This is a genomic window from Streptomyces sp. BK208, from assembly GCF_004364245.1.
In the GTDB taxonomy this organism is placed as follows: Bacteria; Actinomycetota; Actinomycetes; order Streptomycetales; family Streptomycetaceae; genus Streptomyces.
The window spans coordinates 109,239-128,096 of record NZ_SOAV01000004.1; the positions used below are offsets into that span (position 1 = coordinate 109,239).

The 18,858-nt window shown below is 73.6% G+C and carries 16 protein-coding genes; 9 read left to right on the plus strand and 7 right to left on the minus strand.

Annotation, left to right across the window (positions count from 1 at the left end; all coding sequences use genetic code 11):
• Positions 1 to 9: 9 nt before the first annotated feature.
• Positions 10 to 1,149, minus strand: coding sequence for a winged helix DNA-binding domain-containing protein (locus EV562_RS11490; protein WP_133886663.1), 1,140 nt, complete (start codon positions 1,147 to 1,149; stop codon positions 10 to 12).
• Between the two features lie 88 nt (positions 1,150 to 1,237).
• The gene (locus EV562_RS11495; protein ID WP_133886664.1) at positions 1,238 to 2,359 is read right to left on the minus strand and encodes an NAD(P)/FAD-dependent oxidoreductase; all 1,122 of its coding nucleotides are present in this window, start codon (positions 2,357 to 2,359) and stop codon (positions 1,238 to 1,240) included.
• Positions 2,360 to 2,505: 146 nt separating this feature from the next.
• Between EV562_RS11495 and EV562_RS11500 the strand changes: the two genes are divergently transcribed.
• The 5 genes from EV562_RS11500 to EV562_RS11520 all read left to right on the plus strand — a co-directional run bounded on the left by EV562_RS11500 (position 2,506) and on the right by EV562_RS11520 (position 9,972).
• Positions 2,506 to 3,222: a TetR/AcrR family transcriptional regulator gene (locus tag EV562_RS11500; protein WP_133886665.1), complete on the plus strand. Its 717-nt coding sequence runs from the start codon at positions 2,506 to 2,508 to the stop codon at positions 3,220 to 3,222.
• A gap of 305 nt (positions 3,223 to 3,527) precedes the next feature.
• A complete protein-coding gene (locus EV562_RS11505; RefSeq protein ID WP_133886666.1) occupies positions 3,528 to 4,712 on the plus strand; it encodes a type III polyketide synthase in 1,185 nt (394 codons plus the stop codon).
• A gap of 172 nt (positions 4,713 to 4,884) precedes the next feature.
• Positions 4,885 to 7,044 (plus strand): SpoIIE family protein phosphatase, encoded by a 2,160-nt coding sequence (locus EV562_RS11510; RefSeq protein WP_133886667.1) that lies wholly within the window; start codon positions 4,885 to 4,887, stop codon positions 7,042 to 7,044.
• 159 nt (positions 7,045 to 7,203) lie between these two features.
• Positions 7,204 to 7,830, plus strand: a complete 627-nt coding sequence (locus tag EV562_RS11515; RefSeq protein ID WP_133886668.1) for a histidine phosphatase family protein — start codon at positions 7,204 to 7,206, stop codon at positions 7,828 to 7,830.
• 165 nt (positions 7,831 to 7,995) lie between these two features.
• A complete protein-coding gene (locus EV562_RS11520) occupies positions 7,996 to 9,972 on the plus strand; it encodes an NAD-binding lipoprotein (RefSeq protein ID WP_347877071.1) in 1,977 nt (658 codons plus the stop codon).
• 15 nt (positions 9,973 to 9,987) lie between these two features.
• Here the strand turns inward: EV562_RS11520 and EV562_RS11525 are convergent, their stop codons facing one another.
• Positions 9,988 to 11,067, minus strand: coding sequence for a PP2C family protein-serine/threonine phosphatase (locus EV562_RS11525; protein WP_133886669.1), 1,080 nt, complete (start codon positions 11,065 to 11,067; stop codon positions 9,988 to 9,990).
• 308 nt (positions 11,068 to 11,375) lie between these two features.
• On the opposite strand from EV562_RS11525, the gene EV562_RS11530 reads away from it, so the two are divergent.
• The gene (locus EV562_RS11530; RefSeq protein WP_133886670.1) at positions 11,376 to 11,651 is read left to right on the plus strand and encodes a DUF3253 domain-containing protein; all 276 of its coding nucleotides are present in this window, start codon (positions 11,376 to 11,378) and stop codon (positions 11,649 to 11,651) included.
• Positions 11,652 to 11,735: 84 nt separating this feature from the next.
• Here the strand turns inward: EV562_RS11530 and EV562_RS11535 are convergent, their stop codons facing one another.
• The 3 genes from EV562_RS11535 to EV562_RS11545 all read right to left on the minus strand — a co-directional run bounded on the left by EV562_RS11535 (position 11,736) and on the right by EV562_RS11545 (position 15,068).
• On the minus strand, positions 11,736 to 12,959 hold the full coding sequence (locus EV562_RS11535) for a serine hydrolase domain-containing protein (RefSeq protein WP_133886671.1): 1,224 nt from the start codon (positions 12,957 to 12,959) through the stop codon (positions 11,736 to 11,738).
• A gap of 145 nt (positions 12,960 to 13,104) precedes the next feature.
• A complete protein-coding gene (locus tag EV562_RS11540) occupies positions 13,105 to 13,950 on the minus strand; it encodes an endonuclease/exonuclease/phosphatase family protein (protein WP_243860049.1) in 846 nt (281 codons plus the stop codon).
• A 389-nt stretch (positions 13,951 to 14,339) separates the two neighbouring features.
• Positions 14,340 to 15,068, minus strand: coding sequence for an NAD(P)H-binding protein (locus EV562_RS11545; RefSeq protein ID WP_133886673.1), 729 nt, complete (start codon positions 15,066 to 15,068; stop codon positions 14,340 to 14,342).
• Positions 15,069 to 15,675: 607 nt separating this feature from the next.
• Here EV562_RS11545 and dhaK point away from each other — a divergent pair.
• From dhaK to EV562_RS11560, 3 genes are read left to right on the plus strand one after another with little or no spacing between them, the layout of a single operon-like run.
• A complete protein-coding gene (dhaK, locus tag EV562_RS11550; protein WP_133886674.1) occupies positions 15,676 to 16,668 on the plus strand; it encodes a dihydroxyacetone kinase subunit DhaK in 993 nt (330 codons plus the stop codon).
• Between the two features lie 49 nt (positions 16,669 to 16,717).
• Positions 16,718 to 17,317, plus strand: a complete 600-nt coding sequence (dhaL, locus tag EV562_RS11555; protein ID WP_133886675.1) for a dihydroxyacetone kinase subunit DhaL — start codon at positions 16,718 to 16,720, stop codon at positions 17,315 to 17,317.
• On the plus strand, positions 17,310 to 17,723 hold the full coding sequence (locus tag EV562_RS11560; RefSeq protein WP_166661726.1) for a PTS fructose transporter subunit IIA: 414 nt from the start codon (positions 17,310 to 17,312) through the stop codon (positions 17,721 to 17,723). The genes dhaL and EV562_RS11560 overlap by 8 nt, the downstream gene beginning before the upstream one ends.
• Before the next feature lie 69 nt (positions 17,724 to 17,792).
• On the opposite strand, the gene EV562_RS11565 is transcribed toward EV562_RS11560, so the two are convergent.
• Complete coding sequence (locus tag EV562_RS11565) at positions 17,793 to 18,635, minus strand: glycoside hydrolase family 75 protein (protein ID WP_166661727.1); 843 nt, start codon at positions 18,633 to 18,635, stop codon at positions 17,793 to 17,795.
• Positions 18,636 to 18,858: the final 223 nt, after the last annotated feature.

Genomic DNA, 18,858 nt, shown 5'->3' on the forward strand with positions numbered 1-18,858 from the left:
AGTGGGTGATCAGCCCCGCACGATCACCCGCTCGGCTTCGGGGAAGCCCTTGTCCCACCAGTGCCGGTAACGCCCGTAGACGGCCGGATCCCGGTCGGCGAGCAGGGCGGACAGCCTCTCGGCCTCCTCGGTCAGTCCCCGCCACGCCGCCTTGTCCAGCGTGTGGAAGGCGGTCAGTTCCAGTGCGCCGTCGACCGCGCGCCACACCCCGGCGACCCGCCCGTCGACGAGCAGGCAGGGCAGCACGTCCCCGTTGCGCCGGACGACCCACGGCCGGTACCGAGGGGGCATGAGCCGGCCGGGGACCACGTGGGCCAGCAACGCGCTGTCCCACATCGGGAGCAGCCTCGGGGGCGCCGGGGTCCGCTCGTCCGGCACCACCGCCTCCGGCAGGTCGATCAGCGCGGCGCCGTCCGGGCCCGCCACCCGGACCACCCGGTCACCCAGTTCCCGCAGCGCCTGCGCGATCACCCGGCTCGTCAGCAGGGTGAACCGGGCGAAGTCCTGGGCGGAGGCGGGCCCGAACGCGCGCAGGTAGGCCACCAGCAGCCGCCGCACCCCCGCGCCCGCCTCCTCGGGCCCGGCCTCCGGGGCGGCCGGGGCCGCCACGTAGGCGTTGCGCGCCGTGAACGACCACGGGCCGCCGGTCGGCCCGTGGTGCACCGGCGCGTAGGTCCGCAGCGCCCACCACACACGGTGCGCGTGCTCCCCGAACCGCGCGGTGACCTCCGCCTCCACCTCGGCGCCGGTGCGCGGCCGCGCCAGGAACGCCGCGAGTTCCGGGAGCAGCGCGTCGGCGTCGGCAGGGGTCAGCGCCGTCGAGGTGTAGCGGCGGTCGGACAGGCGCGACGACCGCAGGGTGCTCAGCATGGCCGCGCGGAAGGGCTCGTGGTCCTCGCCGCGCACGGCGTGCAGTGTGATCCGCATCAGCGTCGCCTTCACGACGCGGCGCTCCGCGAAGGCCGCGTCGAGATCCTCGGGCGCGAAGCCCTCCAGCCGGTTCCACAGCGCCAGGTAGGGCGACGCCGGCGACTGGGCCTGCAGTGCGCACAGCCGGCCGACCGCCTCCGCCACGTCCAGTCTCCGGCGTTCGAGAAGGAGTTGGCGGTCCAGGGTGGACAGGGCGAGCTGCCGCGGGGTGAGGGTCACCCCCGGATTCTGCCCGGTCTCCGCGCCCCGGGCGACCGTCGACGGCTGGCGCATCGTCACTCGCGGGTGCCGACGCACGGCCGACCCGCTAGTCCTGTCCGGCGAACATCCTGATGAGGCCGTGCGGCGCGTCGTCGCCGAACATCAGCGCGTGCAGGCGGGAGGCGTCGGCGGCCGCCGCCGCGCTGCGCGGGAACAGGTCCCGTTCGTACGCGGTGAGCGCGGCCTCCACGTCGCCGGGGTGGGCGGCGAGCGCCGTGCCGAGTTCCGCGCCGTCGTACATGGCGAGGTTGGCGCCCTCGCCGGAGGGCGGCATGAGGTGGGCGGCGTCGCCGAGCAGGGTCACTCCCGGCACGCGGTCCCACCGGTGTGCGGCGGGGAGGGTGTGGAGGGGCCGCACGACCGGCGCGGTGTCGGCGTCGGTGACCAGCGCGGTCAGTTCCGGTGCCCAGCCGGCGAACTCCTCCGCCACCCGTGCGACGGCCGCCGGGTCGCCGAGGCCGATGCCGTCGAACCACGCGGACGGCTTGCGCAGCGCCACGTACGCGTGGAGGGCCCCGCCGCTCTCCCGGTGGGCCTGGATCGCCCGGCCCGGTACGAGCGCGAACATCGTGCCGCCGCCGACCGCTTTCGCGGTGGCCGGGTGCCTCGTGTCGGCGCCGAGCAGGTAGGTCTCGACGAAACTCATGCCGACGTACTCGGGCACGGCGCCGGACAGCAGCGGGCGGACCCGGGACCAGGCGCCGTCCGCGCCGACCAGCAGACTCGTGACCCGGGAGGTGCCGTCGGCGAAGGACACCTCGTACCGGCCCTCTCCGAGGGCGTGGACGGCACGGACCTTGTGCCCCCAGCGGACGGTGCCCGAGGGGAGTGACGCGAGCAGGGTCCGCCGCAGTTCGCCCCGCATCACCTCCGGCCGGCCGCCCGTGCCGTCGTCGTCCTCCTCGTACAGCACCGTCCCGTCCGGGGCGAGGGCCCGCGTGGCCTGCCGGCCGTCCAGGACGAGCCCGCGGAACTCATCGGTCAGGCCCGCGGCCCGCAGGGCGGACCGGCCCGTGCCGTCGTGGATGTCGAGCATCCCGCCCTGTGCGCGGGCCTCCGGCGAGGCCTCGGCCTCGTAGACGGTGACCGGTATGCCGTGGACGTGCAGGACGCGGGCGAGCGTGAGGCCGCCGAGTCCGGCGCCGACGATCGTGACGTGTGCGGTCATGGCGCATCTCCTCCTGGTCGTGGACTGCCGCACCGGAAGCCGGCCGGCCATGTCGCTGGAACACCGTTCCAGGCCCTTCACTCTGGAACGCCGTTCCATCACCTGTCAAGCTGGAACGGCGTTCCACGGCGTCTAGGATGGGCGGCATGGCAACCAGGTCGCGCCGTCCGGACCGGCGGCAGGAACCCCTCTCGCGGGAGCGCATCGTCAAGGCCGCCGTCGAACTCCTCGACACGGCGGGCGAGCGCGGCCTCACCTTCCGCGCGCTGGCCGAACGCCTCGCGACCGGTCCTGGGGCGATCTACTGGCACATCACGGGGAAGGCCGAACTGCTCGGCGCCGCCACGGACGCGGTCGTCGGCGCCGCCGTGACGGTCGAACCGGCCGGGGCCGCCGACTCCCCCGAGGACGTCGTACGCGCCGTGGCGCTCGGCCTGTTCGACGCGACCGAAGCGCATCCGTGGCTCGCGGCACAGCTCGCGACGCAACTGTCCCGCACCCCCGGGGGGACCGTGGCGCCACGGATCTTCGAGAGTCTCGGCCGGCAGGTCCGGGCGATGGGCGTGCCCGAGGCCGACTGGTTCACGGCGTCCTCGACGCTGATGCACTACATCCTGGGCGCCGCCGGCCAGAACGCCGCGAACGGCGCCGGCGCCGAAGCCGGCGCTCTGGGGCCCGACGTGGACAGGACCGAGTTCCTGGACGCCGTGTCGACGGCCTGGGAAGGACTCGACCCGGACGACTACCCGTTCACCCGCGCCGTCGCGGCCCAGGTGCGCGGCCATGACGACCGGGAGCAGTTCCTCGCCGGGGTCACGCTCGTCCTGGCCGGCATCAGGGCACTCCACCGGCCCGTCGCGTAGCGCGCCGGGCCCGCCGGGCCGGACCTCGCGCCGCCGGGGCGGCCTTCGGCGTGTGTGCCGTCTCACTCATCCCGGCACCGCCCAAGTTGCGTGGGTCACTGCGCAAATGCCCGTTTCGCGTCCATGCTCGAAGTACGAGGCGCCGCCCGAAGTGACGCGCGCCGTCGCCGACTTGGACGCAGAGCGCCGAAGTGACCCACGCCACGGCTCGCGTGACGCTTCCCCCTTCTCCACCAAGCTCCCCTGCTCGGCGCCGCTCCACCTGCACGCCTGCACACCGCAGAATCCGTAGAAAGGTGCCGATCGTGGCCGCATACCTGTGCCCTCCCTCCGTGATACACGGCGAGCATTCCGTGGACACCCGCCAGATCGTGGCGGAAGTACGCGACCGGCACCCGGACGCGGCGTGGGCGCCGCGGGTCGACGGCATCGCGGCCAGTACCGGCATCGAGACGCGCGGGTGGATGCTGCCCCTGGAGGCCGCCGTCGCCCCGGGCAACGGCGGCGCCCTGGGAGCCGCCGCGCGCGGGCCCGCCCGGGAGGCGCTGATCCGCGACGGGTTCACCGAGCAGGACGCGGACCGCGTGCTCACCGCGCTCGACGCGGTTCCCGCGGCGCAGACCGTCCAGGAGCGCACCGCCCCGGCCTGGGAGGCCGTGCAGTCCTACGGCGAGCGTGCGGCGCGCGGAGCCCTGCAGATCGCCGGGCTGGACGTCGCGGACGTCGACTGCCTGATCACCAGCAACTCCACCACCCCGGCGCTGCCCGGTCTGGACGTCGCCCTGGCCAACCGGCTTCCGCTCCGCGGCGACACCATGCTGCTGCCGGCCACCCAGTGGGCGTGCGTGGCCGGGACCCGTTCGCTGGCGCTGGCGGCGGACCTGGTGGCGGCGGACCCCGACCGGGTGGTCCTGGTCGTGATCTCCGAGGCGCTCAGCACGACCTACCAGCCCGGTGACGACACCCTCGAGTCCCTGATCGTCCGGCTGCTGTTCGCGGACACCGCGGTCGCCGCGGTGGTCACCGGCCGCCCGAGGCCCGAGTCGGTGCTGCGGCTGGACGCCTCCTGGCACCACACTCTGCCGGGCACGCAGGACCTGCACCGCCTGGACACCCGCGCGGACGGCACGCACTTCGTGATGGACCGGCGCGGTCCGCGGGCGGTGCAGGACACGGTCACCGCGATGTGGGAGTGGCTCCGCGTCCGCTACGAGGACGACCCCGACTCCTGGCACCCCGACGTGCTCCTCGCGCACCCCGGCGGGACCCGGGTGCTGGAGTACATGGAACAGACGATGCCCGCGGACTGGCCGTCGGGCCTCCTGGAGTACAGCCGCGACAGCTACACGAGCGGCAACCGCGGCGGCGCCGCCGTGTTCGACATCCTGCGCCGGGCCTGCGACGCCGGGCAGAAGGCGGGCAGCCGGGCCGTGCTGTACGCGGCGGCACCGGGCCTGACGGCCACCGCCCTGGAAGGACAGTGGCTGTAGGGGCGCTCCTCGGTCACTTTCCGTGTTCACCGCCCGGTCCGCTGGTGTGGGCGAAGCGTCCGCGGGTGTTATTGAATGGGGTGTGCGGTCGGGATGCTCGGGGCTCCTCCGCACGGGTTCGGGTACGGCCCCGGCGCTGTGCCGGGGTTGGCGAGTGAGCTGAGGGAGCCGCATGGACTCCACACCCTCCCCTTCGTCCTCGTCGCCGTTCCACCTGGTCAGCAGCGCCCTGGGGCAGTACATCCCGCGTGACGGAGCGGCGGCGTCCGGTGCTGCCGGGTCACCGGCCGACCCCGGCGGGCAGTCACCGCAGGTCGGCCACCCCGCAGCGGGCCGCCAGGAGCGGATCCTCGGCGTGGTCAATCTGGACCGGGAGCTGAGAGTCACCGACCGCAATCTGGAGGCCCCCGTCTTCACGGGGCTGGACGCCGCGGTCGGGCGACCGTTCGTCGACCTCCTGCCGCAGGGAGACGTCCCGACGGTCACCCGGCGGTTGCGGCAGGTCCTGGAGACCGGGGAGGCGCACGTCGCCCGGGTCCAGCGCCTGCGGCGGTCCGACGGGTCGGAGCTGGTGGTCTCGATGAGCATCCTGCCCGCGGCGCCTCCGCAGGAGGGCCTGACCGTCTCCGTGATCGCCATGGCACGCAGGCTGCACCTGTACGCCGCCGAGACCGCGATCGGCACCTCGCTGGACATCGGCGAGACCGCGCAGTCGCTCGCGGAGTCGCTGCTGGCCTGGGGGGACGTGGCCGCCATCGATCTCGACTTCGCCGTGTGGACGGGCGAGGGGGTCACCGGGCGGACGCAGGGCCGCATCCGGCTGCGGCGGGCCGCCCTGGTCCCGGACCGGGCGTGGCCCGAGGGCTACGTCACCCTCGGCGAAGACCTGCCCGGCGACGCGAGCCGGCTGCTGGCCCAGGCGATCCGTCGTGGCGACGCCCCGCAGTCCGTCGTCATCCCCGACCGTGAGGCGATCGAGCGGGTTCTGGGGAGCCCGCGGCTGGTGCGCGCCCTGGTGCCCGGGGAGCGTTCGGCCGGGGTGGCGTGCGTGCCGCTGGTCCTGGAGGGGGATCCGCCCGTCGTCCTGGGCGTGGCGGAGGTCTGGCGGCGCGCGGACCGTCCCTTCGCCGACAGTGAGCTGTTCGACCTGCAGGAACTGGTGGCCAGGACTGCCCACCACGTGGACCTGGCCCGCCAGCACCAGCGCGAGCACACACAGGTGCTGGCCCTGCAACGCCGGCTGCTGCCGCGGTCCGGCAGCGGCACCGTCCAGACCGCCAGTGTCTACCAGCCCACCACCCCCGACAGCGCGGGCGTCGGCGGGGACTGGGTGAACAGCTTCCCGCTGCCGGACGGCCGTACCGCGCTGGTCGTCGGTGACGTCGTCGGTCACGGCCTGGGGGCAGCGGCGACCATGGGCCAGCTGAGCATGGAGGCCCGCGCGCTGCTGTCCGCGGGGCTCGCGCCCGACGAGGTGCTGGAGCACCTGGACGAGACCGTGACGCTGCTGGACGACGCGGAGTCCGGGCTGGCGGCCGGCTACAGCGCCCTCGGGTCGACGTGCTGCATCGCCGTCTACGACCCGGTCAGCCACCGGGTGGCGTTGTCCAGCGCGGGGCATCTCCCCCCGATCCTGGTGTCGCCGGACGGACGCGCCGCACCGCTGGCGGTCCGTCCGCACCCCGGTCTGGGCGCCGAGTTCGCACTGCGGGAGCCGTTCGGCGTGCACACGTTCGTCGCGCCTCCGGGCTCCCTGCTCGCCCTCTACACCGACGGTCTGGTCGAGGATCCGGCGACGCCGATCGACGAGGGCATCGGCAGACTGGCGGACGCCGTGGCCTCGGTCCACCCCTGGGACGCGCTGCAGCAGGCCGCACGGCGGGTGGTGTCCGAGGTGATGCCGGCGCGGCAGCGTGACGACGTGACCCTGCTGCTCGCGCGGATGATCGGTTACCGCAAGGGCGACACGGCGACCTGGCGGCTGCCCGCCCGCGAGGACGCGGCCGCCCGCGCCCGCGCGCTGGTCTCCGCGCTGCTGCGGCAGTGGGACATCAGGGACACCACCCGGGACAGTGTGCTGCTCCTGGTCAGCGAGCTGGTCACCAACGCGGTCCGCTACGCGGGCGGCCCCATCACCGTACGGCTGATCAGGTCGGGACCCGGCCTGCTGTGCGAGGTCGGTGACACCGGCAACGGCAGACCGCGGCTCGGCCGGAACGGGCTCCTCGACGACGGGGGGCGCGGCCTGCACGTGGTGCACCGGCTCACCACCCGGTGGGGGGTGCGCTGGACGGAGACCGGCAAGGTGGTCTGGGCCGAGGTGGTGCGCTGACGGAGCCGCGGGGCCGTACCCCGCCTGACCGTGGGAGGCCGCCGTCGCCCCCGGGCGCGGGGAACCGGGGCGCGGGGAACCGAGGGGCGAGGAACCGAGGAGCGGGGGCCCGGCGTCCGTGGGAGCACAAGATCACCAGTGCGTCCCGAGGAGCCAGAGATGACCGGCACGGCCACCCGTTACCTCTACCTGGCGCGGCACGGCGAGGCGTCACCCGACGAGAGCGGGCTGACGGACACCGGCCGGCGCCAGGCCACCCTGCTCGGCAGGCGCCTGAGGGACGTCCCCATCACGTCCTTCCACCACGGCCCCCTGCCGCGGGCCGCGCAGACGGCACACCTGATCGCCGACGAACTGGAGAACGTCACTCCGCGCGTCTCGGAGATCGCCGGTGACTACGTGCCCCACGTGCCGCAGCGGTCCGAACTGCCCGCCGACGCGGCGGACTTCTACCTCCGTTTCCTCGCCGCCACCGACGAGGAGGAACGCGAGCGCGGTGCGGAGCTGGCCCGCCGGGCGCTGCGGCGGTTCACCGGACCGGTGACGGACGGCGCGGAGGACCGGCACGAACTGGTCGTCACCCACAACTTCCTCGTCGCCTGGCTCGTCCGCGACGCCATGCACGCCCCGAAGTGGCGCTGGCTCGGCCTCGACCACGGCAACGCGGCCCTCACCGTCATCCGCTACCCGCCCGGCCGGGCGGCCTCCGTCGCGGTATCCAACGACATGCGACACCTGCCCGCCGAGCTGCGCTGGACGGGTCTTCCCGCCGAGGCACACGTCTGAGGACGCGCCGGCCGCCGTCACCCGCGGACGCGTGACCCCCTACGGGTGAACATCCCGGCGGCACGGTGTGTCGCGGCTTTCGCACCAGCACTCTTCCGCTGACGGCACACGCGGTGTGCGGAACGGTAGGGGGCAGACGTGGTGCGGCGGCAGCAGCCGGATTCCTTGCGACAACGGGCGCGCTATGTCTTCGACCGGACACTGGCCCGCAGCACCGGTGCGCTGCTCGGCTGGCTCGCCGTGTGCTGTCTGGTGGTCGTCGTGCCCGTCAGCACGCTGCTGGTGTGGACGGACCCCGCAGCGCCCCGCTCCCTCTCGGAGCGGCTCCTCGCGGTGTGGCGCACGAGCGCCGAGACCCTCCGCCTCGGCGGGGTGACCGGCGCACCGCTGCGGATGCTCCTGTCGGTGTTCCTCGGGCTGATCGCCCTGCTCTGCGTGTCCACGCTGGTGGGTGTGATCACGACCGGGCTGGGTGACCGGCTGGAGGAACTGCGGCGGGGCCGGTCCACGGTGCTGGAGCGGGGACACGCGGTGGTGCTCGGCTGGTCCGACCAGGTCTTCACCCTTGTCGGCGAGATGGTCGCGGCCCAGGCGGGCCGGATGCGGGGAGCCGTGGCGGTGCTCGCCGAACGGGACTCCACGGTCATGGCGTCGGAGTTGAACACGGTGCTGGGATCGACCCGTGGCGTACGCGTGGTCTGCCGTACGGGAGCGCCGACGGACCCCGCCGCCCTCACGCTCCTCTCCCCTGCCGCCGCGCACTCCCTCCTGGTCGTGCCGGGCGACGACGACGCGGCCAACGCGGAGGTCGTCCGGACCCTGTTGGCCCTGCGGTCGCTGCTCGGAGCCGAGGCGGGCCCACCGGTCGTGGCCGCCGTGCGCGACGAGCGGTTCCTGGCCGCGGCCCGGCTGGCCGCCGGACCGCGGGGCGTCGTCCTGGACGTCGAGTCCACCACGGCGCGATTACTCGTCCAGGCCGCCCGCCACCCGGGTCTGGCGGGGGCGCTGCGGGACCTGCTCGATCTGGCGGGAGCCGAACTGCACGTGATCCGGGCGCCGGACGCCTTGGGGCTGACGTTCGCCGAGATTTCGCTGCGTTACGACAGGGCGTGTGCCGTCGGCTTCCTGACGGCCGGCGGCCGCGCCCTGCTCACACCGGCGCGCGAGGCTCGTATGGGTCCGGGTGATCGGTTGATCGTCGTCGCCGAGGACGACCGGCCCGCCCTCCGGACGCCGGAGGACGCCGCCGTGGATCTCACCGTCATGCCCGACCCGGTGCCCCGGGAACGACGCCCCTCGAAAACGCTGCTGCTGGGCTGGAACCGCCGTGCTCCACTCATCGTGGACCTGCTCGGTCGCACGGCGCGGCAGGGCTCACAGCTGCACGTCGTCTCCGGTCCCGACGACGGACCGGGGCCCGGTAGCCTCGCCGAGGACATGAGGATCACCGTCGCCCATCACAAGGGAGAGCCGACCCTCCCCCACACCCTTCGGACGTTGGATCTCTTCGGCTACGACAGTGTGATCGCACTCGGCCCGGACGCCGGACCGGAACGGCCCCGGCCCGACGACGACACCCTGCTGACGTTGCTGGCGCTGAGCGCGCTGGAGGAGGAGACGGGCCGAGCGCTCCCCGTGGTGGCCGAGTTGAGTGACCACCGCAGCCTGCCGCTGGCCCCGCTGGGTCCGATGTCAGCCGCGGTCGTGCGCGGAGAACTCACCTCGCTGGTCATGGCCAGGATCTCCCAGAGCACCGGCATGGCGGCCGTCTTCGAGGAGCTCCTCACCGCCCGGGGCGGCGCCCTCGCCCTGCGACCGGCCCGCCACTACGTGCTCCCCGGAAGGGCGGCGTCCTTCGCCACCGTGGTGGTGTCCGCCCTCAGGCACGGGGAGTGCGCGATCGGATACCGGGCTGACGACGGCGGCGCCGCGAGCCTCGATACCGGCGTTCGGCTGGCTCCGGGCAGGTCGGAACGACGCGTCTGGGCCGCCGGGGACCACGTGCTGGTCGTCGCGGCACCGGACGAGGAGCCCCGCTCGCCCGAAGCCTCGCCCGATGGACGCGGGACGCTGCTCGGCAGGCTGCCCGAATCCCGCCGGGACCCGGGCAGCGCACCGGCGCCCGGTTCCGTCGACGAGTGAGAGCGGCCGCGCCGGTCAGCGCCCGCTCCGGGCAGCGGTCTGCGGAGAACGGCCGGGCGGGGCGGACAGGGTTGCCGCGAACAGCGCCGCGTCGTCCTGAAGGTCTCCCCCGGTGTGCCGGAGGACGGCCCCGAGCACGGCGTCGACCACGGCGTCCGGGTCGGCCGGCCAGCGCCGCGACAGTACCGAGGCGGGGTCGAAGAAGACACCGTCCGCGTCACGGGCCTCGTTGATGCCGTCGGTGAACAGCACCAGAGTGGATCCCACGGGCAGCTCGAACCGGTCGACCAGGACGTCGTCGCCGACGAGGTCACCCAGGCCCAGCGGCAGCGACGGCGCGGTGGGTTCCAGCGGGTCCGCCCTCCCGTCGCGGACCAGCAGGGGCGCCGCGTGACCCCGGTTGGCCACGCGCAGCACGGAAGAGTCCGGAGGCAGCTCCGCGACGACGGCCGTGGCGAACGACTCGGCCGCCGCCCCGCTCGACTGCCGGACGTCCTCCCTCATGCGGCTCTCCAGTTGCCGCACGACACCTGCCAGCTCCGCCTGGTGATGGCAGGCTTCGTGGAACGAGCCGAGGAGTGCGTTGACCGTGCGGACGGCCTGGAGCCCCTTGCCGCGCACATCGGCGATGATCATGCGGATGCCGTGGGCCGTCTCATGGATCGCGAAGAGGTCGCCGCCGATGGCGGCCTCCTCGTGGGCGACCTCGTAGCGGGATGCCACGGCCAGCCTGCCCACCCGGCGTGGCGGGTCCGGGAGCACGGCCCGCTGCACCGCGGCCGCCACCTCACGGCTGGTCCTCAACTGCCGTCGATTGGACGTCAACTGCACGTTGAGAACGGCGGCGATGGCGGTGAGCACGACGAGACTGCTGAACGAGACCAGGTCCTCACGGACCGGCTCCCGCTCCAGGTACACCAGGGTGATCCCCACGAGGTTCACCGCGACACCCGTCGCGATGGTCCCGCTCAGCGTCAGCACGCTGGCGGCGACTCCGGGGGCCGCCGCGAGGACGGGGAACGTGTTGACACCTCCCCCGGTGGCGACGTCGAGCACGAACGCCGTGGCGACCACCACGGCGGGCAGCCACCACAAGCGCCCTTCCCCGGAGGCTCCCCCGGGACGGCCGTCGCGCTTCCACTTCCGGGACCCCCTCACACGAGTGGACAGGGCGTCATGGTGTGCCTCCCGGGGCCGAGGACGATCCACGCACCGTTCCGGTGCCCGTACACGGGCGGCGCGCGCTGACTCCCCGGCAGTGTCCCCGTCACGGACGCCCCCGGCCCGCCGCTCGCGTCACGCGGCCCCGGTGTTCCCCCTGGTGGGCCAACCGGGACCCCGGCTGCCGGAAGCGTCGGCCCCGCAGTTCGCCCGCCCGGGCGACCGGGGCCACACTGGAAGGCGTGACGGAGACGGACGCGCAGCTCACCCGACGGCTCGAACGGGCCATCACGGCCCTGCTGGAGCGACGCCGGGACGGTGCTTCGATCTGCCCGTCCGACGCCGCACGCCATGCCTACGACGGTGACGACGAGGGCTGGCGAGCGCTCATGGAACCGGCCCGCCGAGCGGCCTGGCGGCTGGCGGCGGCCGGCAAGGTGGAGGTGACCCGGGCCGGCCGGCCCGTGACGCAGGCCGAAGCGCGCGGTCCGCTCCGCATCCGCCGCGCGCCCCGCTGACCGTCCCGGCCGGACAGCGCCCGTGGTGACAGGCCCCCGGCGGCGGTGCCGGCGCGTGACCCGAGGGCTACGCGCCGGGCCGGGTCAGTGACGTACGACCTGCGGAGCGATGTCCTCGGTGTGACCGTCGTCGGCCGCGGCGGAGCGGCTGAGAGTGGTCGTCCGCGTCGGGTCGGTGCCGCAGAAGGCGGCCTCGAGGGTGCCGCCGAGGATGGTGTTCACCGTGCCGTTGTTGGAGGTGTTCGCCATCGACGACATGCTGCGCCGGCCGTCGGCCGTCGTGAACGCGTAGGTGTAGTAGCCCTGGACGGTGCCGGTGTGGCCGTAGACGGTGACACCGCAGGAGAGCTTCCTGCCGCGCAGCCCGAGGCCGTAGGACTGGGTCTGGTCCGCGTTGACCGGGACCATGCTCATCATCTCGCGCAGCTGCGCGGGGCCGACGAGTTCGCCGGAGACGACCGCGGCGAAGAAGCGGTTCAGGTCGGCGGCGTTCGAGATGACGGCACCGGCCGACTGCGCCCACGAGACGGTCTGCTCGGTCGAGTCCACCAGGGGCAGCGTGGTGTCGTCGTCGCGGACGTAGCCGCGTGCGTACGAACCGGTGAGAGTCGTCCGCGGGTGGACGTACGAGGTGTTCCTCAGGCCGAGCGGCTCGAAGATCCGCTGCTGGTACTGCGTGGCCATCGGCACGCCCGTGATGTGCTCGATCATCAGGCCCAGCACCACGAAGTTGGTGTTCGAGTAACTGTAGGCGGCTCCCGGCTGGTTGGTGGGGGCATGCGCCGTCGAGAGGTCGATGAGTTCCTGGTACGTGAACACCTTGTTCCGCACGGCTTCGAAGCCGGGCACGGTGTTGTAGAACATGTCGTTCGTGTAGTCCCACAGTCCACTGCGGTGACTCAGGAGGTGGCGCACGGTGATGCGGTCGTCGGGCAGGGCCTGCGGCAGGTAGTCGTTGGCCGGCGCGTCCAGGTCGATGCGTCCCTCGGCGACGAGCTGCATGAGCACGACGGTGGTGAAGCTCTTGCTGACGCTGCCGACGCGGAACCTGCGGTCGGCGTCCATGGGCGTGCCGGCGGCCCGGTCCGCCTTGCCCGTGGAGAGCCGGTAGACCGCGGAGCCGGCGTCGATCCGGGTGAGGGCGCCGGGCGCCCCCGCGGCCATCGCCTGCTTCTGCACCGCGAGGACACCGGTGAGCGAGGGCTTGGGAAGTGTGGGGGTGGAGTCCGCGACGGCCGGTGAGGCGGTGACCAGAGCGGCCGCCATCGCGGAACCTGCAAGCGCGAGGCTCGTGTTTCTGATGCGCATCCGATTCTCTCTGCGTGTGATCGGGCGGAGACCCCGGACTCCGGTCAGGAGTTGTGAATCCCGCCTGTACAAGGGCGTGTTGCAGCTCCTTGTTCGCGCGACGGACGTGATCCCCAGGGTGCTCAGAACGATAGCTCAGACCGGATCACGCCAGGTCGAGGTCGGCGTAGAACAGGTGGTGGTCGGAGTACCGGGAGGGATGCACGCGGTACTCACCCGGGGCGATGCCGCGCAGGAAGACGTAGTCGAACTTGCTCTGCCAGTCCGTGGTGGCCCGGCAGGTGCCGGCGGCGGTGCCCGCGGGACGGCACCCGGGGTCCGCGTCGACGGCCAGGGACCAGAGGCGCGAGAGTTCGGGCGCGTCCGGCACCGCGTTGAAGTCACCCAGGACGATGGCGCGTTCATGCCGGGCGACCTCGGTGGCGAGCACGGCGGCCTGCCCCGCCCGGACCGACTCCTGCCGGCGCTGGGCGAGGTGGGTGTTGAAGACCCGTACCTTCTGGCCGTCGACCTCGGTGGTGACCGCCATGTAGCCGCGGTCCTCGGAGCCGCCCTCGGGGTACTCCACGCCGACGTGGTCGGTCATGGGCGCGGCGGAGAGGACGGCCTGACCGAACGCGCCCGGGTTCCAGGGCGTTCCCCCGCAGCGGCTCCGCTTGTTCAGGACCGTCCCGTACCGGACGTGGTAGACGAGTCCGTGGATGTTCTCCAAGTGGTCCCGGATCGCCTCGACGTCCCGCACGCAGGCCTCCTGCACGCCGAGGACCTGAGGGGCGAACGCGGCGATCTCGGCGGCCCGGTGGGCGTTGCTCTCCTTGCACGGGTTGCAGAGGTTCCACGTCATGACGCGGTTCGCCACCACGTCGCGCTCGGGCCGCACGGGGCGGCTCCGGCCGGCGTCGGAGCCGCCGGGGGAACGGGAACCTACGAGGACCACGCAGAGCACGGCCACCGTGCCCACGAACCACCGTGTTCCACTGGCGAGCACGATCGCCTCCCCCGGTGCCGGCGCGCGGAGCGTCCGCCCGCCCTCACGCACGAGATTAGGGGACCGGCGCGCCGTCGGGAATCGCGGGCCGCGCCGATGCGACATGTGGCACGGGCCCTTTCGGCCGAGCAGGCGTCCGGCGCCGTCGAACGGGACCCGGTGCTCCGTCCGGCGGACCCGGAGGCCGGCGCGGGCCGATGGACGTCGCGGGGCCGGCTCCAGGGCGGCAGGCTCGGCGTCGGGACCGTGCGCACGGACCGCGTCACGTACCTCCCCCGTGCCCTCGCCCACGACGAGCCGCCCGGGCCGCTTCCGCGCGATCCCGCACCGCTGCGCCGTGACCGGGGCGGCCCGCACGAAGGACCGCACCCGCCGCCCCGCACCGCCACGGCTCAGGAGAGCCAGTCGGTGTACCGGGTGGGAGCCAGGTGTGCGTCCGTGTCGGTGAGCACGTCGCCTCTGACTGCCGCGAACATCCCGGCGGAGGGGTCGGTGACCACCGTGCGGCTGTCACCCTTGCGGGACAGGATCAGCCGGCCCAGGTCGTCGAGGGCGAAGACCTCGGGCCCACCGATGTTGCGGACCCCGTTCAGGGGTGCGCCCACGGCGACCTCCGCCACCGCGGCGGCGACGTCCTTCGCGGCGATCGGCTGGATCGGCGTGGGCGGCAGCCGGACGCTGTCGTCGTCGGCCGTCCAGGCCAGGACCGCGTCCATGAACTCCATGAACTGGGTGGCCCGCACGATCGAGTACGGAACGGGACCGCCCCGCAGGAGCTCCTCCTGGAGGGCCTTGGCGCGGTAGTAGTCCAGTTCTGGCACCTTGTCGACGCCGACGATGGAGAGGACGACGAAATGCCCCACCCCACTGTCTCCGGCGGAGGACAGCAGGTTTCCCATGGAGGCCTCGAAGAAGGCCAGGGAGGCGTCGTCGAAGGTCGGGCTGTTCGTCAGGTTGACGACGACGTCGGCTCCCTCGACCGCCCGGTCCACCCCCTGGCCGCTGACGACGTCGACCCCGGTGGACAGCGCATGCGGTACCGCCTCGTGTCCGGCGGCGTTCAGGTTCTCGACGACCTGCGAGCCGATCAGCCCGGTACCGCCCAAGACCGCGATCTTCATGACATGCCTCTCCCTCTTCCCGGAAACGGGTGGCTCAGGAACCACTGTGTGCGGGTCGGTGGGAAACGGCGCTCCGAGCGCCCCGAAGGAAGGAGCGTCACGCGCCGTCCACGAAGATGAGCGCCTCCGCCACCCCGGTCGACGCAGCAGAACAGCGCCGCGCGCGCCCGGAGCCCCCCCCCGTTGCCGGACGCGGCCCGCTGCGCGTCTCCGTGTCCTCGCGCGCGACGCCGAGTCGCCCGATACCGTTTCGTCCGAAACAGCCGTCGGCGCCCGGCCGGGACCGGTCGGCCCCTCGGGATGTGACCCCCGTTCCGAGAGGTGACCGTGTCTGCCGGATCGGCGGATTCGGAACTCTCCGGACCGCGCTTCAGGTGACCTTCACACGCGCAAGGCTGATACTGCCCCTGTAGGTCTCTTGCCGGTGCGCAGTCGGCACGCCGCACGACTGACACCTCGTCACCGAGTCAGCGCCGAGTCAGTATCAGTACCGCCGGAACCCGCCCCAACCGCCACGACCGCCAACGTCACCCAACTGCTCGCCCCTGCTCCGACCAGGAAAAACACCCGCCGCAGGCCCGTCCACCGCTCTTCCTAGGAGATACCCTTGAGGATGCTCATCAACGTTCCCGAGACCGTCGTCGCCGACGCGCTGCGCGGTATGGCGGCCGCCCATCCCGAGTTGACCGTGGATGTCGAGAACAGGGTGATCGTGCGCCGGGACGCCCCCGTGGCGGGGCAGGTCGCCCTGGTGTCGGGGGGTGGTTCCGGGCACGAGCCGCTGCACGGCGGGTTCGTGGGCCCCGGGATGCTGTCGGCCGCGTGTCCGGGTGAGGTCTTCACCTCACCGGTGCCGGACCAGATGGTGCGGGCCGCAGCGGCCGTGGACAGCGGGGCCGGGGTGCTGTTCGTCGTCAAGAACTACACCGGTGACGTGCTCAACTTCGACATGGCCGCGGAACTGGCCGAGGACGAGGGCATCCAGATCGCGAAGGTGCTCGTCAACGACGACGTGGCGGTGACGGACAGCCTCTACACGGCCGGCCGGCGCGGTACGGGGGCGACCCTGTTCGTGGAGAAGATCGCCGGGGCGGCGGCGCGGGAGGGCCGGCCGCTGGAGCAGGTGGAGGCGATCGCCCGCCGGGTCAACGACGGCTCGCGCAGTTTCGGTGTGGCGCTCAGCGCCGTCACCACGCCGGCCAAGGGCAGCCCCACCTTCGACCTGCCCGCCGGAGAACTGGAGCTGGGCATCGGCATCCACGGGGAGCCCGGCCGGGAGCGGCGGGCGATGATGACCTCGGGCGAGATCGCCGAGGCCGCCGTGGAGGCGGTGCTGACCGACCTCGCCCCGCGCAACCCCGTCCTGGTCCTGGTCAACGGCATGGGCGCGACGCCGCTGCTGGAGCTGTACGGGTTCAACGCCGAGGTGCAGCGCGTCCTCGGCGAGCGGGGCGTCGCCGTCGCCCGCACCCTCGTCGGCAACTACGTCACCTCCCTCGACATGGCCGGCGCCTCGGTCACCCTGTGCCAGATCGACGAGGAACTGCTCGCCCTGTGGGACGCACCGGTCAGTACTCCGGGCCTGCGGTGGGGCATGTGACGGCGGGCGGGGGAAGAATCGCGACGTACCTACCAGGCAAGGAGATCCTGTGCTCGACGCCGACTTCTTCCGCCGTTGGATGACGGCGACCACGGCGCTGGTGGACCGCGACGCCGAGCGGCTCACCGCCCTCGACTCACCCATCGGCGACGCCGACCACGGCAGCAATCTGCAGCGCGGGTTCACGGCCGTGTCCGCCGCACTGGGGAAGGAGGCACCCGACACGCCCGGTGCCGTCCTCACCCTCGCCGGACGGCAGCTCATCTCCACGGTCGGCGGTGCCTCCGGCCCGCTGTACGGCACGCTGCTGCGCCGTACCGGCAAGACGCTCGGGGACGCGGCCGAGGTGAGTGCCGACCAGCTCGCCGAGGCGCTGCGGGCGGGGGTGGACGCCGTCCGGACGCTGGGCGGTGCCGCGCCGGGCGACAAGACCATGGTCGACGCGCTGACGCCCGCCGTGGACGCCCTGGGCGACTCGTTCGCCGCGGCCGGTGCGGCGGCCGCCGAGGGAGCCGAGGCGACGACGCCGATGCAGGCCCGCAAGGGCAGGGCGAGCTATCTGGGCGAGCGCAGCATCGGGCACCAGGACCCGGGGGCGACCTCGGCCGCACTGCTCTTCGAGGCACTGAAGGAGACGGCCGGTGAGTGACGGGCAGCAGTCGGTGGGGATCGTCCTGGTCTCCCACAGCGCCGAGGTCGCCGCCTCGGTGGCGGAGCTGGCGAAGGCCCTGGCGGGCGGCGCCGGGGACGTGGCCGTCGCCCCGGCGGGCGGTACCGCCTCCGGCGGTTTCGGCACCAGCTCGGAACTGGTCGCGGCCGCCGCCGCGTCCGTGGACCGTGGCGCGGGGGTGGCCGTACTCACCGACCTGGGCAGTGCGGTGCTCACCGTCAAGGCGCTGCTCGCCGAGGGCGACGAACTGCCGGACGACACCCGTCTGGTGGACGCGCCGTTCGTCGAGGGCGCGGTGGCGGCGGTCGTCACGGCCGCGACGGGAGCCGACCTGGCGGCCGTGGAGGCGGCGGCCGCGGAGGCGTACTCCTACCGGAAGGCATGAGCGGACGGTCCGGGCGCACGGCCGGGAAGCGGCGGGCACTCCGCCGGGCCCCGGCCGGCCCCGGCCCGCTCAGTCGCCCGCCGCGAACTTCCGGGCCAGCCGCTCCCCCGCCTTCCTTGCGGCGGCCGTGTCCTCGATGGGCTCGGCCTTGCTGCCCTTGAAGACGATGTACGTCACGTCGGAGGCGACGCCGCCGCCCTCGGGGTCGGCGGGGATGCCGAGGGAGCGGGCGGCGGCGTAGGAGGCCTCGCCGATGAGGTCGCGCGGGCCGACGTCGCCCACGACGGCGTACCGCACCCGGTCTCCGTGCACGAGCGCCGCGAGGGATCCGCCGCGGACGTCGTCCTCCCGGTGGTCCCAGATGTCGCTGGGGCCGGGTACGACGACGTAGGGCAGGTGTTCCGCGTCCAGCGGGCGGCCGTCCGACTCCGTGTAGGCGGTGGACGGGCTGAATTGCGCGTCGGTGTGGCTGTTGCACCGGTCGCCGGGCCGGCCGTCGCAGTCGACGTCCAGATCGGCCTTCCAGTACACGGCGTCCCGCGTGCCGCAGACCGGGATGTCGGCCGGTGCTCCGGCGTCGTTGCGGTAGCGCCCGGACGACACCGGGTCGCAGTCCCGGACTCTGGCCAGCAGGTCGGCGGCGCGGACGGGCCCGTCGCCCGCGCCGTGCCCGGGTCCGGCCCCGGGCCGGACCCGCGAAGGGGGCCGGGACCGGCCTGCGGGGCCGTGCGGGACGGGTCCGACCCGGACCCCGGACCGGTCCGCCCGCACGGTCCCGGCACGCTCCGGGACACCGGGCAGCAGGACGCGCGCCGACGGGCCGGCCTCCGGCGGGGGCGGGGCGGCCGGGAACGTCGTGGGGGCGAGCAGGGCGGCGCTGGCCGCGACCAGTGTGAGCGACTGGACACGCACGGATGTGGCCTCTCCTCGGGGACATGGCAGCACTCGGCCCCATCTGTCCCCGAAACGCTCCCGGCGGCCACCTTTTGCAGGGCCAGACGGTGCACACCCGTCGTCCGGCCCGTGGGCCGGGAGGCGGGCGACCGGGGGCCGGCGGGGCCGGGCCTGCGACGCCCGCGACCCGTCCGGCCGCCCGGCACCAACGCGGGGTCTGCACCGGGGTCGGCGCGGGGTT